Consider the following 21,006-nt stretch of genomic DNA (forward strand, 5'->3'; position numbering starts at 1 on the left):
GCCGTTCAAGCCGTCGGCGGCCGCGCCGATATGCTGGAACCAGTCCCTGCCAGCCCCAGGATTTGCTCCATGACGGACCAGCCCGACCACCGCCCTGCCCCCGGTACCGCCCTTGGGCCGCCGGCACGCGTGCGCGCGGTGGTGGACGATGGGCTGGGCGACCGCGTGGTGCTGCAGGGTGGCGGTGGCGTGGCGCTGCAGCAGCTGTTCGCCGGGGCCGACGCACCGGAGCCGCTGCTGGCCGCATTCGCCAATGGCATGGCCACCCTGCCCGGCGAACTGGGCGACATGGGCGACCGCCTGCAGTCGGCGCAGGCCAGCGCCGATTGGCCGCGCTATGGGCGCGCGATGCGGCAGCTGATCGACAAGTACATCCGCACCATCGAACAGCATTCGCCGGATGGGCAGCCGGAAAGCCTGCGCCTGTCCGAGCAGCTGCGCCTGCTGCTGGGCGGCGCGGTGGTGGCCCTGCTGCAGCACGATCCGGACCTGCGCGAGCAGGCGCAGACGCTGGCCATGCAGCTGCGCCAGTGGCAACCGGGCACAGCGCTGGAACCGATCGAACAGGGCGTGCGCGAGCTCGGCCACCAGGTCGGCGTGCGTGCCGAGAGCTGGCAGGAGCAGCAGGCGCTGCTGCTTGAGCTGTTCGCGCTGCTGCTGGAGAACGTGAGCGAGCTGCTGGATGACCGCAGCTGGCTGCAGGGCCAGATCGCCGCAGTACGCCAGCTGCTGGACGGGCCGTTGGAAGCTGAGGCGGTCGAGCGCACCCGCGCCGAACTGCGCGAAGTGATCTACAAGCAGGGCCTGCTGCGGCAGGGCATCGACGATTCGAAGGCGGCGATGCGCGGGTTGATGGGCGAGTTCATCGAGCGTATGGACGGCATGGCCACCAGCACCGGCGAATACCACGACCGCATTGGCAGCTATGCGCTGCAGCTGCGCGAAGCGCGCAGCATCGCCGACCTCAATCAGCTGCTGCAGGACGTGATGCGCGATACCGGCAAGGTGCAGCAGCAGGCCGCACAGGCGCGCGATCACCTGGCCAACGCGCGGCAGGAAGTGGAACGTGCAGAGCAACGCATTGCCGAGCTGGAGCAGGAACTGCGCGCCGCCGGTGACCTGGCGCGCATCGATCCACTGACCCAGGCGCTGAACCGCCGTGGCCTGGACGAACTGCTGCAGCGCGAGCTGGCGCGCGCCGCGCGCAACAACTCGCCGCTGGGCGTGGCGGTAATCGATCTGGATGATTTCCACCAGACCAACGATGCGCACGGCCATGCCGGTGGCGATGCGCTGCTGCAGCACCTGGTAGCCGTGTGCAAGCTGCTGCTGCGCGCCACCGATGGCATCGCGCGGCTGGGTGGCGACGAGTTCGTGCTGGTGCTGCCGGAGACCCAGGGTGCCGACAGCATGGCCACCGTGCAGCGCCTGCAGCGTTCACTGGCGCACCGCGTGCTGACCGTGCAGGACCAGCGCGTGCCGGTGCACTTCAGTGCCGGGTTGGCGCAATGGCAGCCCGGCGACGATACCGAAACCCTGCTGCGGCGCGCCGATGACGCGCTGTATGCCGCCAAGCGCCAGGGCAAGAACCGCGTACAGGCGGGTTGATCGCCCGGCCCACCGCAAACCGCTTCGGTAGGTGCCAACCTTGGTTGGCACACGCCGGGGCAAAGCACCGACCAAGGTCGGCCTCTACCAACGCAAAGGACAGCGCTTCGGTTGGTGGCAACCTTGGTTGGCACACGCCGGAACAAAGCGCCGACCAAGGTCGGCCTCTACCAACGCAAAGGACAGCGCTTCGGTAGGTGGCAACCTTGGTTGGCACACGCCGGGGCAAAGCGCCGACCAAGGTCGGCCTCTACCAACGCAAGGGACAGCGCTTTGGTAGGTGCCAACCTTGGTTGGCACACGCCGGGGCAAAGCGCCGACCAAGGTCGGCCTCTACCAACGCAAGGGACAGCGCTTTGGTAGGTGCCAACCTTGGTTGGCACACGCGGAAACAAAGCGCCGACCAAGGTCGGCCTCTACCGGGCAATGGGCCGCCGCTTACTTCCCGCGCAGCTTCTGGAACCCGGTCACCGCCGCCAGCACGATGGCACCGGCGATGATGCCCACCACCATGTTGGCCGCAGCGCTGATCAGCCAGCCCCACTGCCCTTCGCCGCCCAGCGCCTGCACCGCGTGGTGCAGTGCCGGCACGTTGTGCACCAGGATGCCGCCACCGACCAGGAACATGGCGATGGTGCCGGCCACCGACAGGAACTTCATCAGCCACGGCGCCGAGGCCACCAGGCCGCGACCGAAGGCGGCCACAGCCCCACCCTTGCGCGACAGGTACAGGCCGACGTCATCAAGCTTCACGATGCCCGCGACCAGCCCATAGACGAAGACCGTCATCGCCAGTGCAACCACGGCCAGGGTGACCACCTGGTTGGTGAACGGTGCGGTGGCGACCACGCCCAGGGTCAACACGATGATCTCGGCCGAGAGGATGAAGTCGGTGCGGATCGCGCCTTTTACCTTGTCCTTCTCCCACGCCACCATGTCCACCTGGGTATCGGCTAGCGCCTTGCGCCGCTCGGCCTGATGCTCGGCATCGTCGTCAGCCGAATGCAGGAAGCGATGCGCCAGCTTCTCCACGCCCTCGAAGCAGAGGAAGGCACCGCCGATCATCATCAATGGCACGATCAGCGGCACGTTCCAGCCACGGCTGTGCAGCCACGCCTCCAGTGCACTGATCGCCAGCGCCGCCGGTACCAGGATCACCTTGTTGACCAGCGAGCCCTTGGCCACCGCCCACACCACCGGCAGTTCGCGGTTGGCGTTGACTCCGGTGACCTGCTGCGCGTTCAGCGCCAGGTCGTCGCCGAGCACACCGGCGGTCTTCTTCGCCGCAACCTTGGTCAGGACCGAGACGTCGTCCAGCAGGGAGGCGATATCGTCGAGCAGGGCGAACAGGCTGGCACCGGCCATGGGGCGTCCAAGTGAGGGAATGAGCGGATTCTGACCGATACCGGGGCAGCTGCGGAAGCGGTCGGATTCACCGCGTGCCTACCGCCCACCGGCGACACTGCGGAATCCGGACATTGCCGGCCAGCGGCCGGCACTACCTGTATTCGTCGCATGGGAGTGTCGCTTGAGCAATCCGCCCACCGCCAATGGCAACCCTCCGCTGGTCAAAGGCATGAACCGGCGCAGCCAGATCCTGCGCCTGCTGATGCGCTACCGCCATTCGGGCGTGTTCTCGGGCATGAACCTGGACGCGGCCAGCAACCAGGCCGACGTCCCCGCCGATGGCAACCCGGAACAGTTCGTCAGCGACCTGGAAGCGCTGGGACCGACCTTCGTCAAACTAGGCCAGATGCTGTCCACCCGCCCGGACATGGTGCCGGTGGAGTTCGCCACGGCGCTGGAGCGCATGCAGGAAAAGGTGGCCGAGATTCCGGTCGAGCGCATCCATGCCATCGTCGAACAGGAGCTGGGCGCGCCGGTGAACAAGCTGTTCGCCGCGTTCGATCCCGAGCCACTGGGCTGTGCCTCGATCGCGCAGGTGCATCGCGCGGTGCTGCACGATGGCCGCCAAGTGGCGGTGAAGGTGCAGAAACCCGAGGTCGCCGCGCAGCTGCGCTCGGACCTGGAGGCACTGCGCAGCTTCGCGCTGGCCGCCGACCACCTGACCCAGGTGGGCCGTCGCGTGCGCCTGCGCGACTGGCTCAACGAGTTCGCCAAGACCCTGATGCAGGAGCTGGACTACCACGCCGAGGCCGAGAACCTGGCCCGTTTCGGCCGGCACCTGAAGCCGTTCCGCCGCCTGTGGATTCCGCAGCCGCTGTGGGACTACAGCAGCCAGCGCGTGCTGACCATGGAACTGGCCACCGGCGTGCGCGTGGATGCGATTCCCGATGTGCGCCGCACCGAGCAATCGATGGATCCTCTGGCGGCGGCGCTGATCCGCGGCTACCTGGACCAGATCTTCGTGCATGGCGAGATCCATGCCGACCCGCACCCGGGCAACCTGCGGGTGATGCCAGATGGACGGCTGGCGATCTTCGACCTGGGCATGGTCGCGCACATGCCGCCGCGTCTGCGCGAGCGCCTGCTGAAGATCCTGTTCGCCGCGGTCGATGGCCGTGGCGAGGAAGTAGCCGACGACCTGATCAGCATCAGCACGCGGCTGGAGGCCTTCGACGAAGAACGCTACCTGCGCGAGACCGGCCAGCTGATCGCGCGCTACGCCGCCAGCGGTAGCTTCTCCGAAGGCCGCGTGGTGCTGGACATGGTGCGCATCGCCACCGCCTGCGGCCTGCGCACGCCGCCGGAACTGAGCCTGCTGGGCAAGGCGCTGCTCAATCTGGAAACCGTGTGCCGGCTGCTGGCACCCGAGCTGGAAACCCGCCGCATCGTTGAGCGCCAGCTGCAGCACGTGATGCGTGCGCGCCTGAAGAAATCGCTGTCTGCCGCCAACCTCGCCAGCGAGGCGATGGAACTGCAGCAGCTGCTGCGCGATGGGCCGCGCAAACTTTCGGACATCATGGCGCTGCTGGCCGAGAACCGCCTGCAGATGAAGGTGACCGGCCTGGAAGAATCGCGGTTGATGGAGAACCTGCAGAAGATCGCCAACCGCGTGGCTGCCGGCATCATCAGTGCCGCATTGATCATGGCTGCGGCGATGATGATGAAGATCGACACCGGCTGGCACCTGTTCGGCTACCCGCTCATTGCGCTGATTCTGCTGTTCATCGGCGTGGTTCTCGGCCTTGGCATCGTGACCAGTGCATTGCTGTTCGACCGTCGTGCGCGGGCACGCGAAGAACGCGGGCATCGCTAGCGCATCAGCGAAAACCGCCGTATTCATGCGGTTTTTAATGCAATCCAACGAAGCCCTTCACGCTCGTTTTACCTTCTGAGCGCGATTGCGCGCGTGTTGTTTCAACAAACATTTCAGTCAGGTTCGTGCATGCACTATCGGGTCATCGGCCTGTCATGTGCATGTGCTTGTGGCAGCGTCGGTCGGATGGACACGCGTCGGTACGACGTCCATCACCACCACCCCGTCACTGCCGAAGCTGCCTATGCTCTGGATACTGCTGCTGTCGTTGTTGCTGCTGTGCTGGTTGTTCCTCGCGTCCGACAAGTGGGTGTGGTGGAAGGCTGGTGCGTTCTCGCTGCTGCTGCTCATGCTCAGCGCGTGGTGGCTGATCGACAAGCTGTCCGGTGATGGGCTCAATGCCGCCACCCTGTACCACCTCGGCGCCGACATGGAAGGCGCCGGTGTCTCCGACTTCAAGGGCTATATCGCCGGCTTCATCGTGCTGGCGCTGGTCTCGCTGCTGCCGCTGTTCGCCACGCGGGTGAAGCGCTGGCGCCGGCCCGGCCATGGTGGCGCATTGTTCGCCGGTTTCGCGGCCGTGTGGGTGGCCACGATCATGATCAGTCCGCTGGCCCGCGACGGCCAGCGCCTCTACCAGCAGCTGCGGCCGGTCGACTTCGCCCGCATCGCACCCGAATACCAGGTGCCGACGCAGCCGCTGCAGCGCCCGCGCAACATCGTCTGGATCTACGGCGAGAGCCTGGAACGTACCTACCTGGACGAGGCCGTGTTTCCCGGCCTGATGCCCAACCTCAACCGCCTGGCGTCCGAGTCACTGGACGTGCGCAACCTGGCCTCGGCCGAGGGCAGCGGCTGGACCATCGCCGGCCTGGTGTCGTCGATGTGCGGCGTGCCGCTGACCACTTCGCAGGGCGATGAGAACAGCATGGACCGAATGGGCAGCTTCCTGCCCAAGGCGGTGTGCCTGGGCGACTACCTGAAGCAGCAGGGCTACACCAACCACTATCTGGGTGGCGCCAACGGCCAGTTCGCCGGCAAGGGCCAGTTCCTGGCCAGCCACGGCTTCGACGAAGTGCACGACCTGGCGTGGTTCAAGCAGCAGAAGAAGATCGGCCGCATCCACTACTCGGCCTGGGGCGTGCACGATGACGTGCTGCTGGATACCGCCTACCAGCGCTTCGAGCAGCTCTCGCGCGCCGGTTCGCCGTTCATGCTGACCACGCTGACCATGGACACCCACCACCCTGCCGGTCATCTGCCGGTGTCGTGCAAGGGCGAGCGCTACCAGAGCCAGTACGGCAACATCAACATGCTCAACGCGCTCAAGTGCAGCGACCGGCTGATCTCGCAGCTGGTGCAGCGCATCCAGGCCAGCCCGTACGGCAAGGACACGCTGATCGTGATCGCCTCCGACCACCTGGCGATGCCCAACGATCTGACCCATATCCTGACCCGGCAGAAGCGCGAGAACCTGCTGCTGTTCCTGGGTAATGGCATTGCCCCGCAGCAGCTCAGCGCCGAGGCCGGCACCACCCTGGATTCGGGTGCGACCCTGCTCAGCCTGCTGGACCCGAACCTGAAGACGATGGGCTTCGGGCGTTCACTGATCGACTCCCAGCGCGCGCCCAGCGCCAGCGTGGCCACCCAGCGTGATGGCGGCCGAGATTACCCGCAGTACCTCGCCTTCGCCCGCTCGCTGTGGCTGGGTGAGCCGACCCGTGAGCTGAAGATCGATGGCGATGACCAGGTGGTAGTGGGCCTGCAGCACGTGCAGCCGCCGGTGCTGCTGGAGTACGACAAGGACTGGGGCCTGAAGTCCGTGTATCTGGAAAACACCTCGCGCCAGTTTGATGATGCCGACCCGGACAACACCCTGGCCTATGTCGACCGCTGCACCGCGTTCGAGGACGGCTCGGCCGATGGCGACTGGTGCGCCCTGCTGGTCAACCGTGACAACGGCATCAAGCTGTACCGCGACAACGACCTGCGTGGCGGCATTGCCGTGGACGCACCGCTGGATGCGTTCCAGGGCCCGCGCCCGAGCGTGCGCCAGGCGCACATGATCACCCAGAAGGGTCGTCGTACCCGTGCCGGCCAGTACATGCTGCAGCTGGTGGCGAGCACGCGCCCGGATCGCGGCTTCTGGATCGAGGCGGTGTCCTCGCAGCGCAAGGTGGTACTGGCGCAGCAGTGGGTGCAGCCCGATGCCAACGGCAAGATCAACGTGTCGTTCGGGCTGGACCACGAAGTGGATGATCTGGAGATCCGCGCGTGGTTGAACCACGCCGAGAAGCTGGCGGTGGACACGTTCGCACTGGTGCCCTCGCGCGGCCGACCGCGGGGGTAGGGTTCTTTGCAGGGCTGCGCCCTGCACCCGTGGTAGTGCCGGCCGCTGGCCGGCAACCTCAGAAGCAACAGCAACAGAGTGCATTCCGTGGTTTGGCGGGGCGGTGCCGGAGTGCGGGGACGCCGCAAGTACGTCCCTGTAGGCTTGGCAGCCGCATCCATGCGGCTGACACCCCGCACTCCGCCACCGCCCCACCTTTGACAGATTCCTGTGGCTGTCGGTAGGTGTCGACCTTGGTCGACACTTCTGTCAGATATCGAAATCAATCTGGGGTCAGATCCGTTTTCCTCCGGAAAACGGATCTGACCCCATCGGCATGCCCAACAGACCGCAGCAAACTGTCGAAGGCGGGGTGGGTCCGGTTGCGGGGGCGTGAGCCGCATGGATGCGGCGACCGAGCTTACATGGGTGAGGGCGCTTTGCTTGCGAAGCACTGCTTCGCAAGCGCCCGAACGCACAGCCGCCAGCGGCTGGGCCGGGCCCCGGAAGGGGAACTTGCAGCGCCCCCCGCAACCGGACCCACCCCGCCATCCCACGGAATGCATGCTGTTGCTGTTGCTTCTGAGGTTGCCGGCCAGCGGCCGGCACTACCACGGGTGCAGGGCGCAGCCCTGCAGAACACCCCCTACTCCTGCGGATCGCGGGTGATGTGGATGTCGGTCGGGGTCGACAGCGGAATGTTCCGCTCGGCCAGGATGTGCAGCAGGCTAAAGTACAGATCGCTGCGGGTGGCATACACCTGCCGCGGGCTGGCCACGTACGCGAAGCTGTTGATGGTGATCTGGCCACCGGCAATGCTGTCGATGTAGACCGTCGGCGCCGGCTGCTTCAGCACGTTGGTGTGTGCGGTATACGCATCCAGCAGCGCCTGCCGCAGGTTGCCGACATCGGTGCTGGGCGGCACCGCGAACTGGATCTGGATGCGGCCCTGGTTGTTGCCCATCGTCATGTTGCGCACGGTCTTGGTGACCAACTCGGAGTTGGGCACGATCAACGTCGACTTGTCGCCCACCTGGATCTCGGTCGAACGCAGGCTGATGCGGCGGATGTCGCCCTCCTGGTCGCCCAGCTTCACCCAGTCGCCGATCTTCACCGGACGCTCGGCCAGCAGGATCAGGCCGGAGACGAAGTTCTGTGTGATCACCTGCAAGCCGAAACCAATACCCACTGACAACGCACTGACGAGCAGCGCCAGCTTGGTCAGCTCCAGCCCCATCGCCGTCAACGCCCAGATCACGGCGAGGATGATGCCGACGTAGCGGGCGACGGTACTGACCGAGTTGCGCGCCCCCAGGTCCAGTTCGGTCTTGGGCAGGTAGGTATCGGTCAGCCAGCGCTGCACCAGCTGGGTGATCGCCAGGCCGGCCAGGAGCACCACAACCGCCAGCACGATCTGCATCGGCTTCAGGGTGGTTCCGCCCAACGGAATGCCCGTGGTGAGCAGCGAAGAGAAGCGTTCCACCACCGCGCCGATGTTGCCAAACGGTGCCACCAGCGCCAGCAATGTGATCAGCACGACGATGGTGCGCAGGGCTGCAGAGAGCAGCACGCCGGCCTGCTCCAGCCGCGACACGCTCAGGCCGGTACTGAGCAGGATGGTCTGGCCCACTTTGCTGTCGGCGTTGAGCATCCACGTGCTCAGGTCATCGACGAATTTGAACAGCAGGGTCGCCGCCAGCACCACGATGCTGCCGCCGATCAGCTGCTGGTTCACAAACTTGGCGAAGTTCAGATACCCCAGCAGGGTGGCGATGATGGCCGCTACTACCGCGACGTTGCCCGCCACGCGTGCCAATACCAGCCAGCTGCTGCGGCGCACCGGTGGGGCCGCGCCCACGCCATCGGCCTGCGCCTCCAGCTTGGCTTCGGCCTCGGCGGTCTGCCGCCGATGCAGGCGCGCCAGGGTCACCAGCATGGCCATGATCAGGCCGAGGTAGGTCAGCGCAATCAGGCCGTCCAGCGCCACCGTGGTGACGTCGCTGGTACGTGTGGCCTGATCGAGGGCGACCAGCACCGTGCTCAGCCAAGCCAGCGCCGCCGCGCACCACGCGTACTTGCGCAGTTTGAGTGCGGCGGTGTCATCCAGATTCAGCAACCGCCACGACGGCCGCTTGGGAACCAGCATGCAGGCGCTGAGTGCCGCAATGAACGCAGCGCGGAACGTTGCGGTCTCCAGCCCGTCGGCCACCACCTGCAGGCGCGGCGCAATCGCATTGATGGCATCCAGCGCCGCCATCAGCACCACCACGGCATAGCCGGGCAGCAGTGTCCCCACCAGCAGCAGCCACATGGCCAGGCCGGAACGGCGCAGGCGACCGTCCGGCGCGCGCTCGGACTCCGCAAAGCGCCGCCCCAGCCTGCGCAGCCACAGCCGCAGCGGGAACATCATCACCAGCGCGGCCACCAGGCCCAGCAACGGCGTGCCCCAGCCATTGGCCCGGATGCCGGCGACGAAGGTATCGCGCCCCTGCTCGGCCAACGGCGCGACGCGTGCGATATCGATCGGCAGGCGTTCGGCAACCTTGCTCCACAGTGCCGGCGACAACGGCGAGGCGACCTTCTTCCCCATGTCTTCGGCGCGTTGCGCAGTGCGCTGCTGGTCGATGTCGGCTGCCAGCTGCTGGGCACGCACGGCACTGGTCTTGGCCTGCGCTACCGACGCGGCCAGGCCGTCGCGCTGCTTGTTGATGGTGCGCCGTTGTGCCGCCAGTTCGGGCGGCTCGGTGGTGCCCTCGGCAGGTGTGCCCAGCTGCGCCAGTTGTTCGTCGAGGCGGACGAGCTGTGGCTGCAGCTCCTTTTCCAGCGCCTCAGCATCCCGCCGCGCCTGCGAGGCATTCTCGGACAGCATCGCCAGCGTCTCGATGGCGGCCGCATCACCACGCTTGCGGTCGACCTCCTTCAGCTTTGCATCGATACCTGCCAGCTGCTGCTTCGGCGTGGGCTCATCATCCTGCGCCAGCACCGGCGCGGACAGCAGGAAGGCGCTGCACAGCAGCAGGGCCAGCCAAGGGCCCCGTGCACGGATCGATCGCAGGAAAGAAGACAAGCCAGCCACACCGGTTCGCGCGGACCACCGCGCCTGCGCGCGACTATACGGCAGAGGCGGTCAAGGGCGGATGGGCGGCCCTGGCAACGTCGAGCATCAGTACTTCAGCCGCAGCTCTTCCACGGCCGGCTGCTGCAGCGCGTACCAGTCCTGGAACTCTTCCTCGGTAATCTCATCGGGCGCATATACCGCCACCGGGTGCCAGTCGTGATCGGTCGGCAGCGGCTGGCGCGGGCCGGCGCGCAGGCTGTAGGCCACGCCTTCGTAGTCGACCAGGTCATCGACCTGCGGCCACTGTTCGCGTGCGAACGCGGATTCACTCTTCAACAGGATCACCTGGTACATCGGCACCTCCACCTCGGTTGGATCAGGAAAACACGGCGCTGGCAGCAGGATACCGCCACGCCGGTGACAACGGGCGCTCCGCCGGGGCGACGGAACGTTCTGGACACGGCCATCGCCCCGGCTTCACCCGCCCATGGCAAGGCCATCGGCATCGTGGAGGCCCACCCCTGCCACGACTGCCGATGACCGAGCACCCGCCGCTGAAAACCGTCGCCGACCTCAAGCTGCCCCGCTACCTGGGCACCTGGTACGAGATCGCACGCCTGCCGATGCGCCATGAACCGGAAGGCTGCACCGACGTGTCGGCGCACTACACCCTGCTCGACAACGGCAACGTCGGCGTCACCAACCGCTGCCGTATGGACGGCGAGGTCGAGGAAGCCACCGGTGAGGCCTGCGCCGTCGACAACGACAGCGCGCGCCTGGAAGTGAGCTTCCTGCCCAAGGGCCTGCGCTGGCTGCCGTTCGCCAAGGGCGACTACTGGGTGATCCAGGTCGCGCCGGACTACAGCGTGGCACTGGTCGGCAGCCCCGATCGCAAGTACCTGTGGCTGCTGGCCCGCGAGCCGCGCCTGGACGCGACCGTGCAGGACCATTATCTGGCGGCCGCCCGCCTGCAGGGCTTCGATCTGTCCGAACTGATCCAGACCCCGCATACCGGCCGTCCCACCGCCTGAGCAGCACACGGCCATGGACCTGAAGAGCGGTTACCCCTGGTGGGCGGTACGCAATGGATTGATCCAGGCGTTTCCGCCATTGGAAAAGGATCTGCGCTGCGACGTGCTGGTGGTCGGCGGCGGCATCACCGGTGCGCTGATTGCCGACGAACTGTCCCGGCATGGCCACGACGTGGCAGTGATCGAGCAGCGCGACATCGGTTGGGGCAGCACCGCCGCCAGCACCGCGCTGCTGCAGTACGAGATCGATACCCATCTGATGGAGCTGGCCCAACGCTATGGCCAGGACGCCGCCGCGCTTGCCTATCGGGCGTGTGCCGAGGCGATTCCGGCCCTGGGCGACGTGGCTCGCGGCCTGAAAGACGTTGATTTCCAGCGCATGGACAGCCTGTACCTGGCCAGCCGCCATCGCGACGTGCCGCGCCTGATGGCCGAAGGTGAGGCACGGCGCGGAATCGGCCTGGATGCCCGCTGGCTGGGCCCGGAGGCACTGCGGGAGCGCTTCGACGTGGACGCCGGTGGTGCCCTGCTCACGCGCCTGGCGGCGCGGGTCGATCCCTATCGCCTGACCTATGCGCTGCTGCAGCGCGTGCGCCGGCGCGGCGGCAATGTGCATGACCGTACGGTACTGCACACGCTCACGCCCTGCGCGCGCGGGATAACCGCCCTCACCGAGGACGGCGCCACGATCCACGCCCGCCACGTGGTGCTGGCAATGGGCTATGCCAACCAACGCTGGCTGCATCAGCGCGTCGCACGCAACCGCAGCAGCTATGCCTTCATCACCGACCCGATCGATGCGGACGTGCTGGGCCGGCTGCGCAACACGATGGTGTGGGAGAGCGCACGCCCGTACCTCTACCTGCGCGCCACCGGCGACCGCCGCCTGCTGGTGGGCGGGCTGGACGACGCCATCGACATCCCCGCCCGCCGCGATAGGCGCGTAGAGCGCAAGGCCGACAAGCTGATGAAACAGCTCCAGCACTGGTTCCCGCGGCTGGATCCGGTGCCCGCCTTCTCCTGGGCCGGCACCTTCGCCGAAACCGCCGACGGCCTGCCTTTCTTCGGCCCGCACGATCAGTGGGGGCCACGGGTGCATTTCGCCATGGCCTACGGCGGCAACGGCATCACTTATTCGATGATCGGCGCCCAGCTGCTGCGGGCCCGGATCGAGCGGCGCAGGCATGCGCTGGAAGGGCTGTTCGGGTTCGGGCGGCTGTGACCTGCAGCCAGGCATGGCCTGGCTCTACCCCAATCCGGCGCCGACAGGCATCATTCAAGCAACCCCTGCTAGCGTCGGCCTGTACCGCCGCGTGTTGCGTGGCCACCTGTCCGCTGGAGCGCCGTCATGATCCGCCCCCTGACCCTGCTGCTGTGCCTGGCCCTGCCGGGAACCGTGCTGGCCCAGTCCGCCGCTGGCGCCACCGCGCCGCAGGCCGCCGGCCTGGACCTGACGCTGCCGCAGGCGCCGATGCGCTACCTCAACGACCCGGCCCTGCAGCAGGACCCGCCAGGCACGTACTACGGTGACAAGAGCGGCCCGCGCGTGCACGACGACGCGAAGATCGCCGACGTCACCGACGACAAGGTCAAAGTGTCCGGCAGCTTCACCACCGGCATCGGCTATTCCAAGAACGGTGGCAACAGCCACTACAACGCCGCCACGCTGAACCTCAGCAAGAACTACACCACCGATGAAGGCAAGACCCACGGGGTCAACGTCAACATCCACGTGAGCGAAGGCAAGGGCCCGGGCTTCTACGGCCCGTACGGCGGCTACTACGGCCGCGGCCCGGGCTACTGGGATTACCCGCCGCCGTTTGGCTGGTAAGCGCCGCGTCGGGCCTGGGCCGACCAGGGTCGGCCGCTACCGATGCGTACGTTTGGTAGGTGTCGACCTTGGTCGACACGCTTTCTCCCCGTGTGCCGGCCAGCGGCCGGCACTACCAGCAGGTCAATCCAGCCAGCCATCGCGCTCGCTGTGCAGGATGCGGCCGTCATAGCCGCTCAGGCGCACCTCCACCTTCTGGTTGCGGGCATTGCGGGCTTCCAGCGACCAGGTCGCACCATCGCGTTCCAGCGAATGGATTTCGCGCAGGCCATGCGCCTGTGCACGTGCCAGTACCTGCTCGGTGGTCAGCAGCGTGCGGCCGCTGTGCTCATCGAAGATCTCGCCGGTCTTCGGGTCCACGTAGACCTCGCTGAAGCGGCCATCAGCGCGGCTCACGTCGGCTTCCCACAGGCCGTCATCGCGTTCGATCTCGTGGATCTGGGTGTAGCCGGCCTTGCGCAGGGTCTGTTCGACCTGGGCCATGCCCAGCGGTGCAGCCTGTGCGGCCGGTGCGATGGCCAGCAGAGCAACAGTGGCGAGGGTGAGCGACTTCAACATGGGGGTTCTCCTGTTCGTGTTCGTGGCCGGACCATCCCGGCAACGCCACAATGCACCCCGTGGTTAACAGCTCCTTAGCCGGCACTGTTAGCCAGCTGTTAGTCAGCCCCGGCACACTCACGCCTGTTCCTACAGCCCGCCCTGCGCCCCGATGCTCTCCACCCTGCCCCTGCTGCTGGCCCTGGCCAGCGCCCCGACCGCCGCCGCGCCAGCACAGGACCCGGCGCAGCAGGTCGCGCGCCGCGCCGTGCAGCAGGGCCGCTACGTGCCGCTGGAAAGCGTGGTGCGCGATGCGCTCAAGCGCTTTCCGGGCCAGCTGCTGGAAGTGGAGCTGGACGACGGCGTCTACGAAGTGGAGATCCTGCGCGGCGACGGCGTGGTGGTGGAGCTGGACTATGATGCGCGCAGCGGAAAGCTGCTGAAGACGGAGCTCGACGACTGATGCGCATCCTGTTGGCCGAAGACGATGCCGCGCTGGCACAGCGCCTGGTGCCCCTGCTGGAGCAGGCCGGCTACGTGGTGCACGTGGTCGCCGACGGCCGCCAGGCCGAGGAGATCGGCCAGATCGAAGATCTGCAGGCCGCCATCGTCGATCTGGGCCTGCCCGGGCTGGACGGACTGAGCGTGATCGAACGCTGGCGCGGCAACGGCCGCAGCTTTCCGGTGCTGGTGCTGACCGCACGCGGGCGCTGGCACGACAAGCTGGCTGGGTTCGATGCCGGTGCCGATGACTATCTCACCAAGCCGTTCCAGGCCGACGAACTGGTGCTGCGCCTGCGCGCACTGATCCGTCGCAGCCACGGCCACGCCAGCCCGCGCCTGCACTGCGGCCCGCTGCAGCTGGACGTCAACGCCGGCCGCTTTGAACTGGATGGGCAGGCGCTGTCGCTGAGCCCGCAGGAGTTCCGCCTGCTCAGTTACCTCATCCACCACAGCGGCCAGGTGATCGGCCGCGACCGCCTGGGCGAACAGGTGTTCGATGGCGGCCACGATCCGGACTCGAACGCACTGGACGTGCTGCTCGGGCGGGTGCGCCGCAAGCTCGGCATCGATCTGATCCAGACCGTACGCGGCCAGGGTTGGCGGCTGGCCGCGCCGTGAGCCGGCAACCCTCGCTGCGACGACGCCTGCTGCTGGCTGGCGGTGTCGGCCTGCTGCTGGTCTCGCTGCTGGCCAGTGCACTGCTGGGCGAGCTGTTCAAGCGCAGCGCGCGCGATCGCTTCGACCATGAACTGCAGCAGGACATGCTGACCCTGCTGGCGCAGGCCGAAGTGGATGCGGACGGACAGCTGCGCCTGCGCCAGGAACCGAATGACGCACGCTTCCAGCGCGTGTTCTCAGGTGCTTACTGGCAGATCGCCGGTGCCGATGGCCGTGTGCTGCTGCAATCGCGCTCGCTGTGGGATGAAACGCTGCCTGCCACGGCCATGGGAGCGGCCACCCGCAATCTGGCTGGACCGCTGCAGCAATCCCTGCGCGCACGCGTGCAGCAGGTGCGCCTGCCACGCGCCAACGAACCGTTCGTGGCCGTGGTTGCCACCGATCGCAGCGCGCTGGATGCAGACGTTGCCGCGTTCCGCCAGCGTACTGCCATCGCGCTGGGTGTGTTGGTCGCGGCGTGGCTGGCGGTGCTGGCCAGCCAGGTGCACTTCGGATTGCGTCCATTGCATCGCCTCGGTGCACAGCTGGAACGGGTGCGGCGCGGCGACGCGCAGCGCATCGATATACGGAGGCTGGGTGCGGAGGTCGCACCGCTGGGCGAGGAGCTCAACGCGCTGCTGGAGCATCAGCAACGCATGGTCGCGCGCGCGCGCACCAGTGCACAGGATCTGGCGCATGCGCTGAAAACCCCGCTGAGCGTCCTGGCCACTGAGGCCGACGGCGACGGCGCGGACTGGCGCGCCACCGTACGCGAGCAGAGTGCGCGTATGCAGGCCAGCGTCGACCGTTACCTGGCCGCAGGGTTGGCCGCCGACCATCGCCAGCGCACCGACGTGGCGGCAGTCGCACAGGCGATGTGCCGGCTGATGGCACGCGTGCATGGCGAACGTGGCATCACGTTCACGGCGGCAGGCATCGATCCGGCGCTGCAGTTCGCCGGTGCCGGTGCGGACCTGGAGGAAATGCTGGGCAATCTGCTGGACAACGCCGGACGTTGGGCACGGCAGCAGGTCCACGTCAGCGCGGAACCCGACGACGGCCAGTTGCGCATCGAAGTACGTGACGACGGCCCTGGCCTGGCTGCGGACGCCCTGGAACGGGTCACCCAGCGCGGCGTGCGGCTGGATGAGCGCGAGGGCAGCAGTGGGCTGGGGTTGGCGATTGTCGGGGATATCGCCGCCAGTTATGGCGGACGCGTGGCGCTGGAAAATGCGCAGCCCGGCCTGCGTGCGACGTTGTGGTTGCCGGTGGCGTGAGGCGGCCAACCTGACGGCGGGTAGTGCCGGCCGCTGGCCGGCAACCACGTGATCAACGGGAACACCCTGCGGAAGCCGGCCAGCGGCCGGCTCTACCAAGCGCCAACCCGACCGGTCGCCGTGCTCCCGGTAGGTATCGACCTTGGTCGACACGCATCAAAAGCGCCGACCAAGGTCGGCATCTACCAAAGCAGTGCATCGGTTCCGTCGGCCATCGCGCCCCCTGTAGGTGTCGACCTTGGTCGACACGCACCCAGCATCAACGGTGATGCATCCACCAGCAATCAATCGCATCCAGCACGATGTGGATGATCAAACCGATGCCGAACAACCGCGTTTTCTTCGGCACGCACAGCCCGGCATAGACCGCAATCGCCGGTGCGGTGTGCAGCGGGTGGAACCCGATGCTGCAGCGGTTCGGTGCATAGATCGGATCGGCCAGCAGGTGGTCCAGATCGATGATCCAGCCCAGCAGCATCAGCAGCCACGCCGAGGCGAAGCGCTTGCGCCAGAACAGCCATGCCAGCAGGGCTGGCACGGCGGCATGCAGGAACAGGTGGAAGATCGCGCGCGCGCTCATCGGCAACGGCGGCGCCGGGCAGGCCCGGCACCGTCCATCAGACCAGCGGTTCGTCGGACAGGTAGGTGTAACCGGTCAGGCCGGCTTCCAGCGCCTCCGACAGCTCCTGCGCGCGTTCCGGCGACAGCTGCGCCTCGGCCACGCGCTGCGCATAGGTCGCGCGCAGTTCGTCCAGGCGGTAACCCACGTAATCCAGCATCACGTCGGTGGTGTCGCCACGGCGCTGCTGGGTGATGGCGTAGCCATCGGCATCGGCCAGCACTTCCACCGCGTCGGTATCGCCGAACAGGTTGTGGATGTCGCCCAGGATTTCCTGGTAGGCGCCGACCATGAAGAAGCCGATGCGGTAGCTCTCGCCCGGCTTCATCTTGTGCAGCGGCAGCGAGCTGTCCAGGCTCTCGTTCTCGACATAGGTTTCCACCATGCCGTCCGAGTCGCAGGTCATGTCGGCGATGATGCCGCGACGGTCCGGGGTTTCGTCCAGGCGCTCGATCGGCACGATCGGGAACACCTGGTCGATCGCCCACACGTCCGGGATCGATTCGAACACGCTGAAGTTGACGAAGTACTTGTCGACCAGGCGCTCGTTCAGTTCGTCCAGCACCGGGCGATGGCTCTTCTCGTCATAGCTCAGGCGCGCACGCACGCCGTGGGCGATGGCGTAGAACAGATCGTCGATGCGCGCACGCTGCGGCAGGTCGATCTGGCCCAGCGCATAGCTGGCCAGGCCTTCGGCGTGGAAGTGCTGTGCTTCCTGGAACAGTTCCACCGCCGGACGCACGTCCAGCTCGTCGTGGATCTCGCGCAGGTGGCGGATCGCCGCCGGTTCGTCGTCGTGCTGGTCCGGCACGCGGCCTTCCTGCGCCTCTTCCACTTCCGACACGTTGGCGATCAGCACCGCGTGGTGCGCGGTCATCGCGCGACCGCACTCGGTGACGATGCGCGGCGGGGTCAGGCCGAACTCTTCGCAGGCATTGGCCAGCGGCTGCACGATGTTGCTGGCGTAGGAATGCAGGCCGTAGTTGATCGAGCAGAAGCTGCGCGAACGGGTGCCTTCGTAATCCACGCCCAGGCCGCCGCCCACATCGACGTGGGTGATCTTCGCGCCCAGGCGCGACAGCTCCACGAAGTAGCGGGTGGCTTCGCGCATGCCGTTGGCGATGTCGCGCACGTTGGAGATCTGCGAGCCCATGTGGAAGTGCAGCAGGTTCAGGCAGTCGGCGTACTCGGTGTCACGCAGCGACTTCCACAGGTCCAGCAGCTGGCGCGGCGACAGGCCGAACTTGGCCTTGTCGCCACCGCTGTTCTGCCACTTGCCGGCGCCCAGCGAGGCCAGGCGCATGCGCACGCCCAGGCCCGGCTTCACATCCAGCGCCTTGGACTCTTCCAGCACCAGCTTCAGCTCGGACGGCTTCTCGATGACGATGAAGGTCTGCAGGCCCAGCTTGCGGCCGATCAGGGCCAGGCGGATGTACTCGCGGTCCTTGTAGCCGTTGCAGACGATCAGGCCACCCGGGCGCGACAGTGCCAGCACGGCCATCAGCTCGGGCTTGCTGCCCGCTTCCAGGCCGAAGCCTTCGCCGTGGTGGCTGGCCAGGGTGCCGGCCACGCCGCGGGTCTGGTTGACCTTGATCGGGTACACGGCGGTGTAGCCGCCGCTGTACTCCCAGTCCTGCTGGGCCTGGCCGAAGGCCGCCTGCAGCTTGCCCAGGCGCTGGCCGAGGATGTCCGGGAAGCGCACCAGCAGCGGCAGCTTGGCACCGGCCGCACGGGCCGCGTCCACCACCTTGGGCAGCGATACCACCGGGCCGTCCGCCCCGGTCGGTCTCACCACCATGTGCCCGGCCTGATCCACGTCGAAGTAACCGTCCGCCCAATGCGGGATCGAGTAGGTCTTGCGGGCTTGGTCGAGGGACCAATCGGTCATTTCAGTCGGCCTTGTTGGCAATAAAGGGGGGGGGCATGATAACGCCTATATGCCCACAGGTTCGTTATCATGCGCGCCCGCGCCCGTGACAGGTTCCAACCTGAACGGGCCGATCCGTCCGGATGTGGCATCTGTGCCACGCGGCCCCGCCCGCCAGCCCGGCTCCACCCCTCCGAACAGGACTGTTTTCAATGACTGACAGCAACAACTGGTACATCGAACACTTCGAGCGCACCGGCTCGGCCATCGGCTACCGCATCACCGGCAAGCTGGACGAGGTGCAGTCGCCGTTCCAGAAGATCGAGATCTTCCAGACCACCGACTGGGGCAACCTGATGACCATCGACGGGGCCATCATGCTGACCAGCAAGGACAACTTCTTCTACCACGAGATGATCAGCCACCCGGTGCTGTTCACCCACGCCGCACCCAAGCGCGTGGTGATCATCGGTGGTGGCGACTGCGGCACCCTGCGCGAAGTGCTCAAGCACACCGGCGTGGAGAGCGTGACCCAGTGCGATATCGACGAGCAGGTCACCGTGATGGCGCGCAAGCACTTCCCGGAACTGTGCGACTCCAACGACGACGCCCGCGCCGAGCTGCTGTTCGACGACGGCGTGGCCTACATGGCCAACTGCCCGGCCGGCAGCGTGGACGTGGTGATCGTCGATTCGACCGACCCGGTCGGCCCCGGCGAAGGCCTGTTCAACAAGGCCTTCTACGAGAGCTGCTTCAAGGCCCTGAAGGACGACGGCATCCTGGTGCAGCAGTCCGAGTCGCCGCTGATGCAGCTGGACCTGATCAACGAAATGCGCACCGAGATGGGCAAGGCCGGCTTCGGTTCGTTCAAGACCCTGCCGTTCCCGCAGCCGTGCTACCCCACCGGCTGGTGGAGCGTGACCATGGCGCGCAAGGGCGACAGCAGCTTCGACTTCCGCCAGGCCGACTCAGCCGCCAAGACCTTCAACACCCTGTACTACACCGCCGCGCTGCACACCGGCGTGCTGGTGACCCCGCCGTTCGTGCAGGCGGCGCTGAAGGGCTGATCCAACAAAAAACCCGCGCTGGCAACAGCGCGGGTTTCTGCTTTCTGTAGAGTCGAGCCATGCTCGACTGCTCTTCTGCAGGGCTACCGCGATCTGACCGAAATGCAGTCGAGCATGGCTCGACTCTACAATTCAAAGCGCCCAGATACCCGCAATCACCGCCACCACCAGGCCCCACTTGATGACCTGATACGCCACCACGCTGCGCTCGCGCAGTGCCTTGGCCTTCAGGCGCACCTTGTAGACGCTGCCAAAGGCCTTGTTGACGCCACCGGTCGGGTCACCCGGCAGGTTCGGCGAGGCACCACCGGCCAGCAGCGTGGCCGCCACCGCGCGGTTGAACAGGCCCGGCAGGCCGAAGCGCAGCGGGCGGGCGATGTCGCAGAACAGGATCACGCGATCATCCGGCGTCTCGTTGTGCGCGTGGTGGATGTAGGTCTCGTCGAACATCATCCACTCGCCGTCGCGCCAGCTCTTCTTGATGCCGTCCACTTCGATGTAGCAGCCGTCGTTGTTGGGCGTGGCCAAGCCCAGGTGCAGGCGCAGCGAACCGGCGAACGGGTCGCGGTGCGGGCGCAGTTCGCTGCCCGAAGGCAGCTGCGCGAACATCGCCGCACGCACGTCCGGCAGCGACTCCAGCAGCGCGGTGGTCTTGGGACACATCGCCTTCGCCGACGGGTGCGACGGGCCGTACCACTTCAGGTAGAAGCGCTTCCAGCCACGGCGGAAGAACGAGTTGAAGCCGGCGTCGTTGAACGTGCTGGACGCAGCGATCTTCTGTGCATCGCGCAGCGCCAGCGCCTCGTCGCGGATCATCTGCCAGTTCTGGCGCAGCGGCTCCAGCTGCGGGAATTCCTTGGCCGGGTCCAGGAACGGCGTGGTCGGCACCTTCGAGAACATGTACATGACCACGTTGATCGGGGCCATGAAACTGGAGTGGTCCAGCAGCTGGCGCGACCAGCGCGCGCGGACCTTGCCACGGAAGTGGATGTACAGCACGCAGGCGACGAACAGCGCTGCAATGACGATTTTGATGATCAAAACACTTTCCTCCAGCCGCAGCCGGAACGGGAATCAGGGCGATGCACGGCCGGACGGCCAGCACCGGTGGGGACCGCGGCAGGGGACGGGGACGTGCCAGGAAGGGGCGGCCGCCGATGTCGCGAATTAACAGCTTATGGTCGGCAGGCCGTGCGTCGGGGTCAAGCTGGACGTGCGTGACGTTCAGCGGGCCGCGGATGAACGAAGTGGAGCGAAACGCAACCTATTGATTCTGAAAGAACCACCGACCAAGTGAGACAGAATTGTCCGATTGGGCGCGACGAACTGTTCCAGCCACGACCCCGACATTTCTCCGACAAATCGTGGAATAGCGAACTGGCGAGTACTAAAATTAACGAA

Annotated in this window: 16 protein-coding genes and 1 pseudogene; 10 read left to right on the top strand and 7 right to left on the bottom strand. The window is 66.7% G+C overall.

Translation table 11 applies throughout. The features are described from left to right. Positions 1-69: 69 nt before the first annotated feature. Complete coding sequence (locus tag ACZK3J_RS21040; RefSeq protein WP_032127140.1) at positions 70-1,608, top strand: GGDEF domain-containing protein; 1,539 nt, start codon at positions 70-72, stop codon at positions 1,606-1,608. A 438-nt stretch (positions 1,609-2,046) separates the two neighbouring features. Here ACZK3J_RS21040 and ACZK3J_RS21045 read toward each other — a convergent pair whose 3' ends face one another. Continuing rightward, positions 2,047-2,973, bottom strand: coding sequence for a DUF808 domain-containing protein (locus tag ACZK3J_RS21045; protein ID WP_049463103.1), 927 nt, complete (start codon positions 2,971-2,973; stop codon positions 2,047-2,049). 208 nt (positions 2,974-3,181) lie between these two features. On the opposite strand from ACZK3J_RS21045, the pseudogene ACZK3J_RS21050 reads away from it, so the two are divergent. Further along, positions 3,182-4,828 (top strand): annotated as a pseudogene (locus ACZK3J_RS21050) (ABC1 kinase family protein); the annotation flags it as partial. Positions 4,829-5,072: 244 nt separating this feature from the next. Continuing rightward, positions 5,073-7,178, top strand: a complete 2,106-nt coding sequence (locus ACZK3J_RS21055; RefSeq protein WP_049463102.1) for a phosphoglycerol transferase I — start codon at positions 5,073-5,075, stop codon at positions 7,176-7,178. A gap of 625 nt (positions 7,179-7,803) precedes the next feature. Here ACZK3J_RS21055 and ACZK3J_RS21060 read toward each other — a convergent pair. Together ACZK3J_RS21060 and ACZK3J_RS21065 are read right to left on the bottom strand one after the other, a co-directional pair. After that, positions 7,804-10,233, bottom strand: a complete 2,430-nt coding sequence (locus ACZK3J_RS21060; RefSeq protein WP_049461649.1) for a DUF3772 domain-containing protein — start codon at positions 10,231-10,233, stop codon at positions 7,804-7,806. Positions 10,234-10,320: 87 nt separating this feature from the next. Further along, entirely contained in the window at positions 10,321-10,569 is a 249-nt protein-coding gene (locus tag ACZK3J_RS21065; protein WP_049422925.1) for a hypothetical protein, read from the bottom strand. A 182-nt stretch (positions 10,570-10,751) separates the two neighbouring features. Between ACZK3J_RS21065 and ACZK3J_RS21070 the strand changes: the two genes are divergently transcribed. From ACZK3J_RS21070 to ACZK3J_RS21080, 3 genes are all read left to right on the top strand, one after another. Then, a complete protein-coding gene (locus ACZK3J_RS21070; protein ID WP_012512342.1) occupies positions 10,752-11,246 on the top strand; it encodes a lipocalin family protein in 495 nt (164 codons plus the stop codon). Positions 11,247-11,259: 13 nt separating this feature from the next. Next, complete coding sequence (locus tag ACZK3J_RS21075; protein WP_049461648.1) at positions 11,260-12,468, top strand: NAD(P)/FAD-dependent oxidoreductase; 1,209 nt, start codon at positions 11,260-11,262, stop codon at positions 12,466-12,468. A gap of 126 nt (positions 12,469-12,594) precedes the next feature. After that, positions 12,595-13,077, top strand: coding sequence for a hypothetical protein (locus ACZK3J_RS21080; protein ID WP_049400799.1), 483 nt, complete (start codon positions 12,595-12,597; stop codon positions 13,075-13,077). A gap of 123 nt (positions 13,078-13,200) precedes the next feature. Here the strand turns inward: ACZK3J_RS21080 and ACZK3J_RS21085 are convergent, their stop codons facing one another. Then, positions 13,201-13,635, bottom strand: coding sequence for a PepSY domain-containing protein (locus ACZK3J_RS21085; RefSeq protein ID WP_049461647.1), 435 nt, complete (start codon positions 13,633-13,635; stop codon positions 13,201-13,203). Between the two features lie 151 nt (positions 13,636-13,786). Between ACZK3J_RS21085 and ACZK3J_RS21090 the strand changes: the two genes are divergently transcribed. The 3 genes from ACZK3J_RS21090 to ACZK3J_RS21100 are packed head-to-tail and all read left to right on the top strand — an operon-like array spanning position 13,787 to position 16,052. Continuing rightward, positions 13,787-14,077: a PepSY domain-containing protein gene (locus ACZK3J_RS21090; RefSeq protein ID WP_005411366.1), complete on the top strand. Its 291-nt coding sequence runs from the start codon at positions 13,787-13,789 to the stop codon at positions 14,075-14,077. Beyond that, the gene (locus tag ACZK3J_RS21095) at positions 14,077-14,736 is read left to right on the top strand and encodes a response regulator transcription factor (protein WP_049461646.1); all 660 of its coding nucleotides are present in this window, start codon (positions 14,077-14,079) and stop codon (positions 14,734-14,736) included. Before ACZK3J_RS21090 ends, ACZK3J_RS21095 begins: the two co-directional genes overlap by 1 nt. Beyond that, positions 14,733-16,052 carry a sensor histidine kinase gene (locus ACZK3J_RS21100; RefSeq protein ID WP_478476210.1) on the top strand — a complete coding sequence of 440 codons (1,320 nt, stop codon included), beginning with the start codon at positions 14,733-14,735 and terminating at the stop codon, positions 16,050-16,052. Before ACZK3J_RS21095 ends, ACZK3J_RS21100 begins: the two co-directional genes overlap by 4 nt. Positions 16,053-16,311: 259 nt before the next feature. Here ACZK3J_RS21100 and ACZK3J_RS21105 read toward each other — a convergent pair whose 3' ends face one another. Both ACZK3J_RS21105 and speA read right to left on the bottom strand, forming a co-directional pair. Beyond that, positions 16,312-16,632 (bottom strand): DUF6122 family protein, encoded by a 321-nt coding sequence (locus tag ACZK3J_RS21105; protein ID WP_005411369.1) that lies wholly within the window; start codon positions 16,630-16,632, stop codon positions 16,312-16,314. 37 nt (positions 16,633-16,669) lie between these two features. Beyond that, a complete protein-coding gene (gene speA / locus ACZK3J_RS21110; protein WP_012512349.1) occupies positions 16,670-18,559 on the bottom strand; it encodes an arginine decarboxylase in 1,890 nt (629 codons plus the stop codon). A 191-nt stretch (positions 18,560-18,750) separates the two neighbouring features. On the opposite strand from speA, the gene speE reads away from it, so the two are divergent. Beyond that, entirely contained in the window at positions 18,751-19,605 is an 855-nt protein-coding gene (gene speE, locus ACZK3J_RS21115) for a polyamine aminopropyltransferase (protein WP_049400802.1), read from the top strand. Positions 19,606-19,737: 132 nt separating this feature from the next. On the opposite strand, the gene ACZK3J_RS21120 is transcribed toward speE, so the two are convergent. After that, positions 19,738-20,643, bottom strand: a complete 906-nt coding sequence (locus tag ACZK3J_RS21120; protein ID WP_029550749.1) for an aspartyl/asparaginyl beta-hydroxylase domain-containing protein — start codon at positions 20,641-20,643, stop codon at positions 19,738-19,740. Positions 20,644-21,006 lie beyond the last annotated feature (363 nt).

The sequence above is a fragment of the Stenotrophomonas sp. 86428_Sma genome (genome assembly GCF_056481585.1).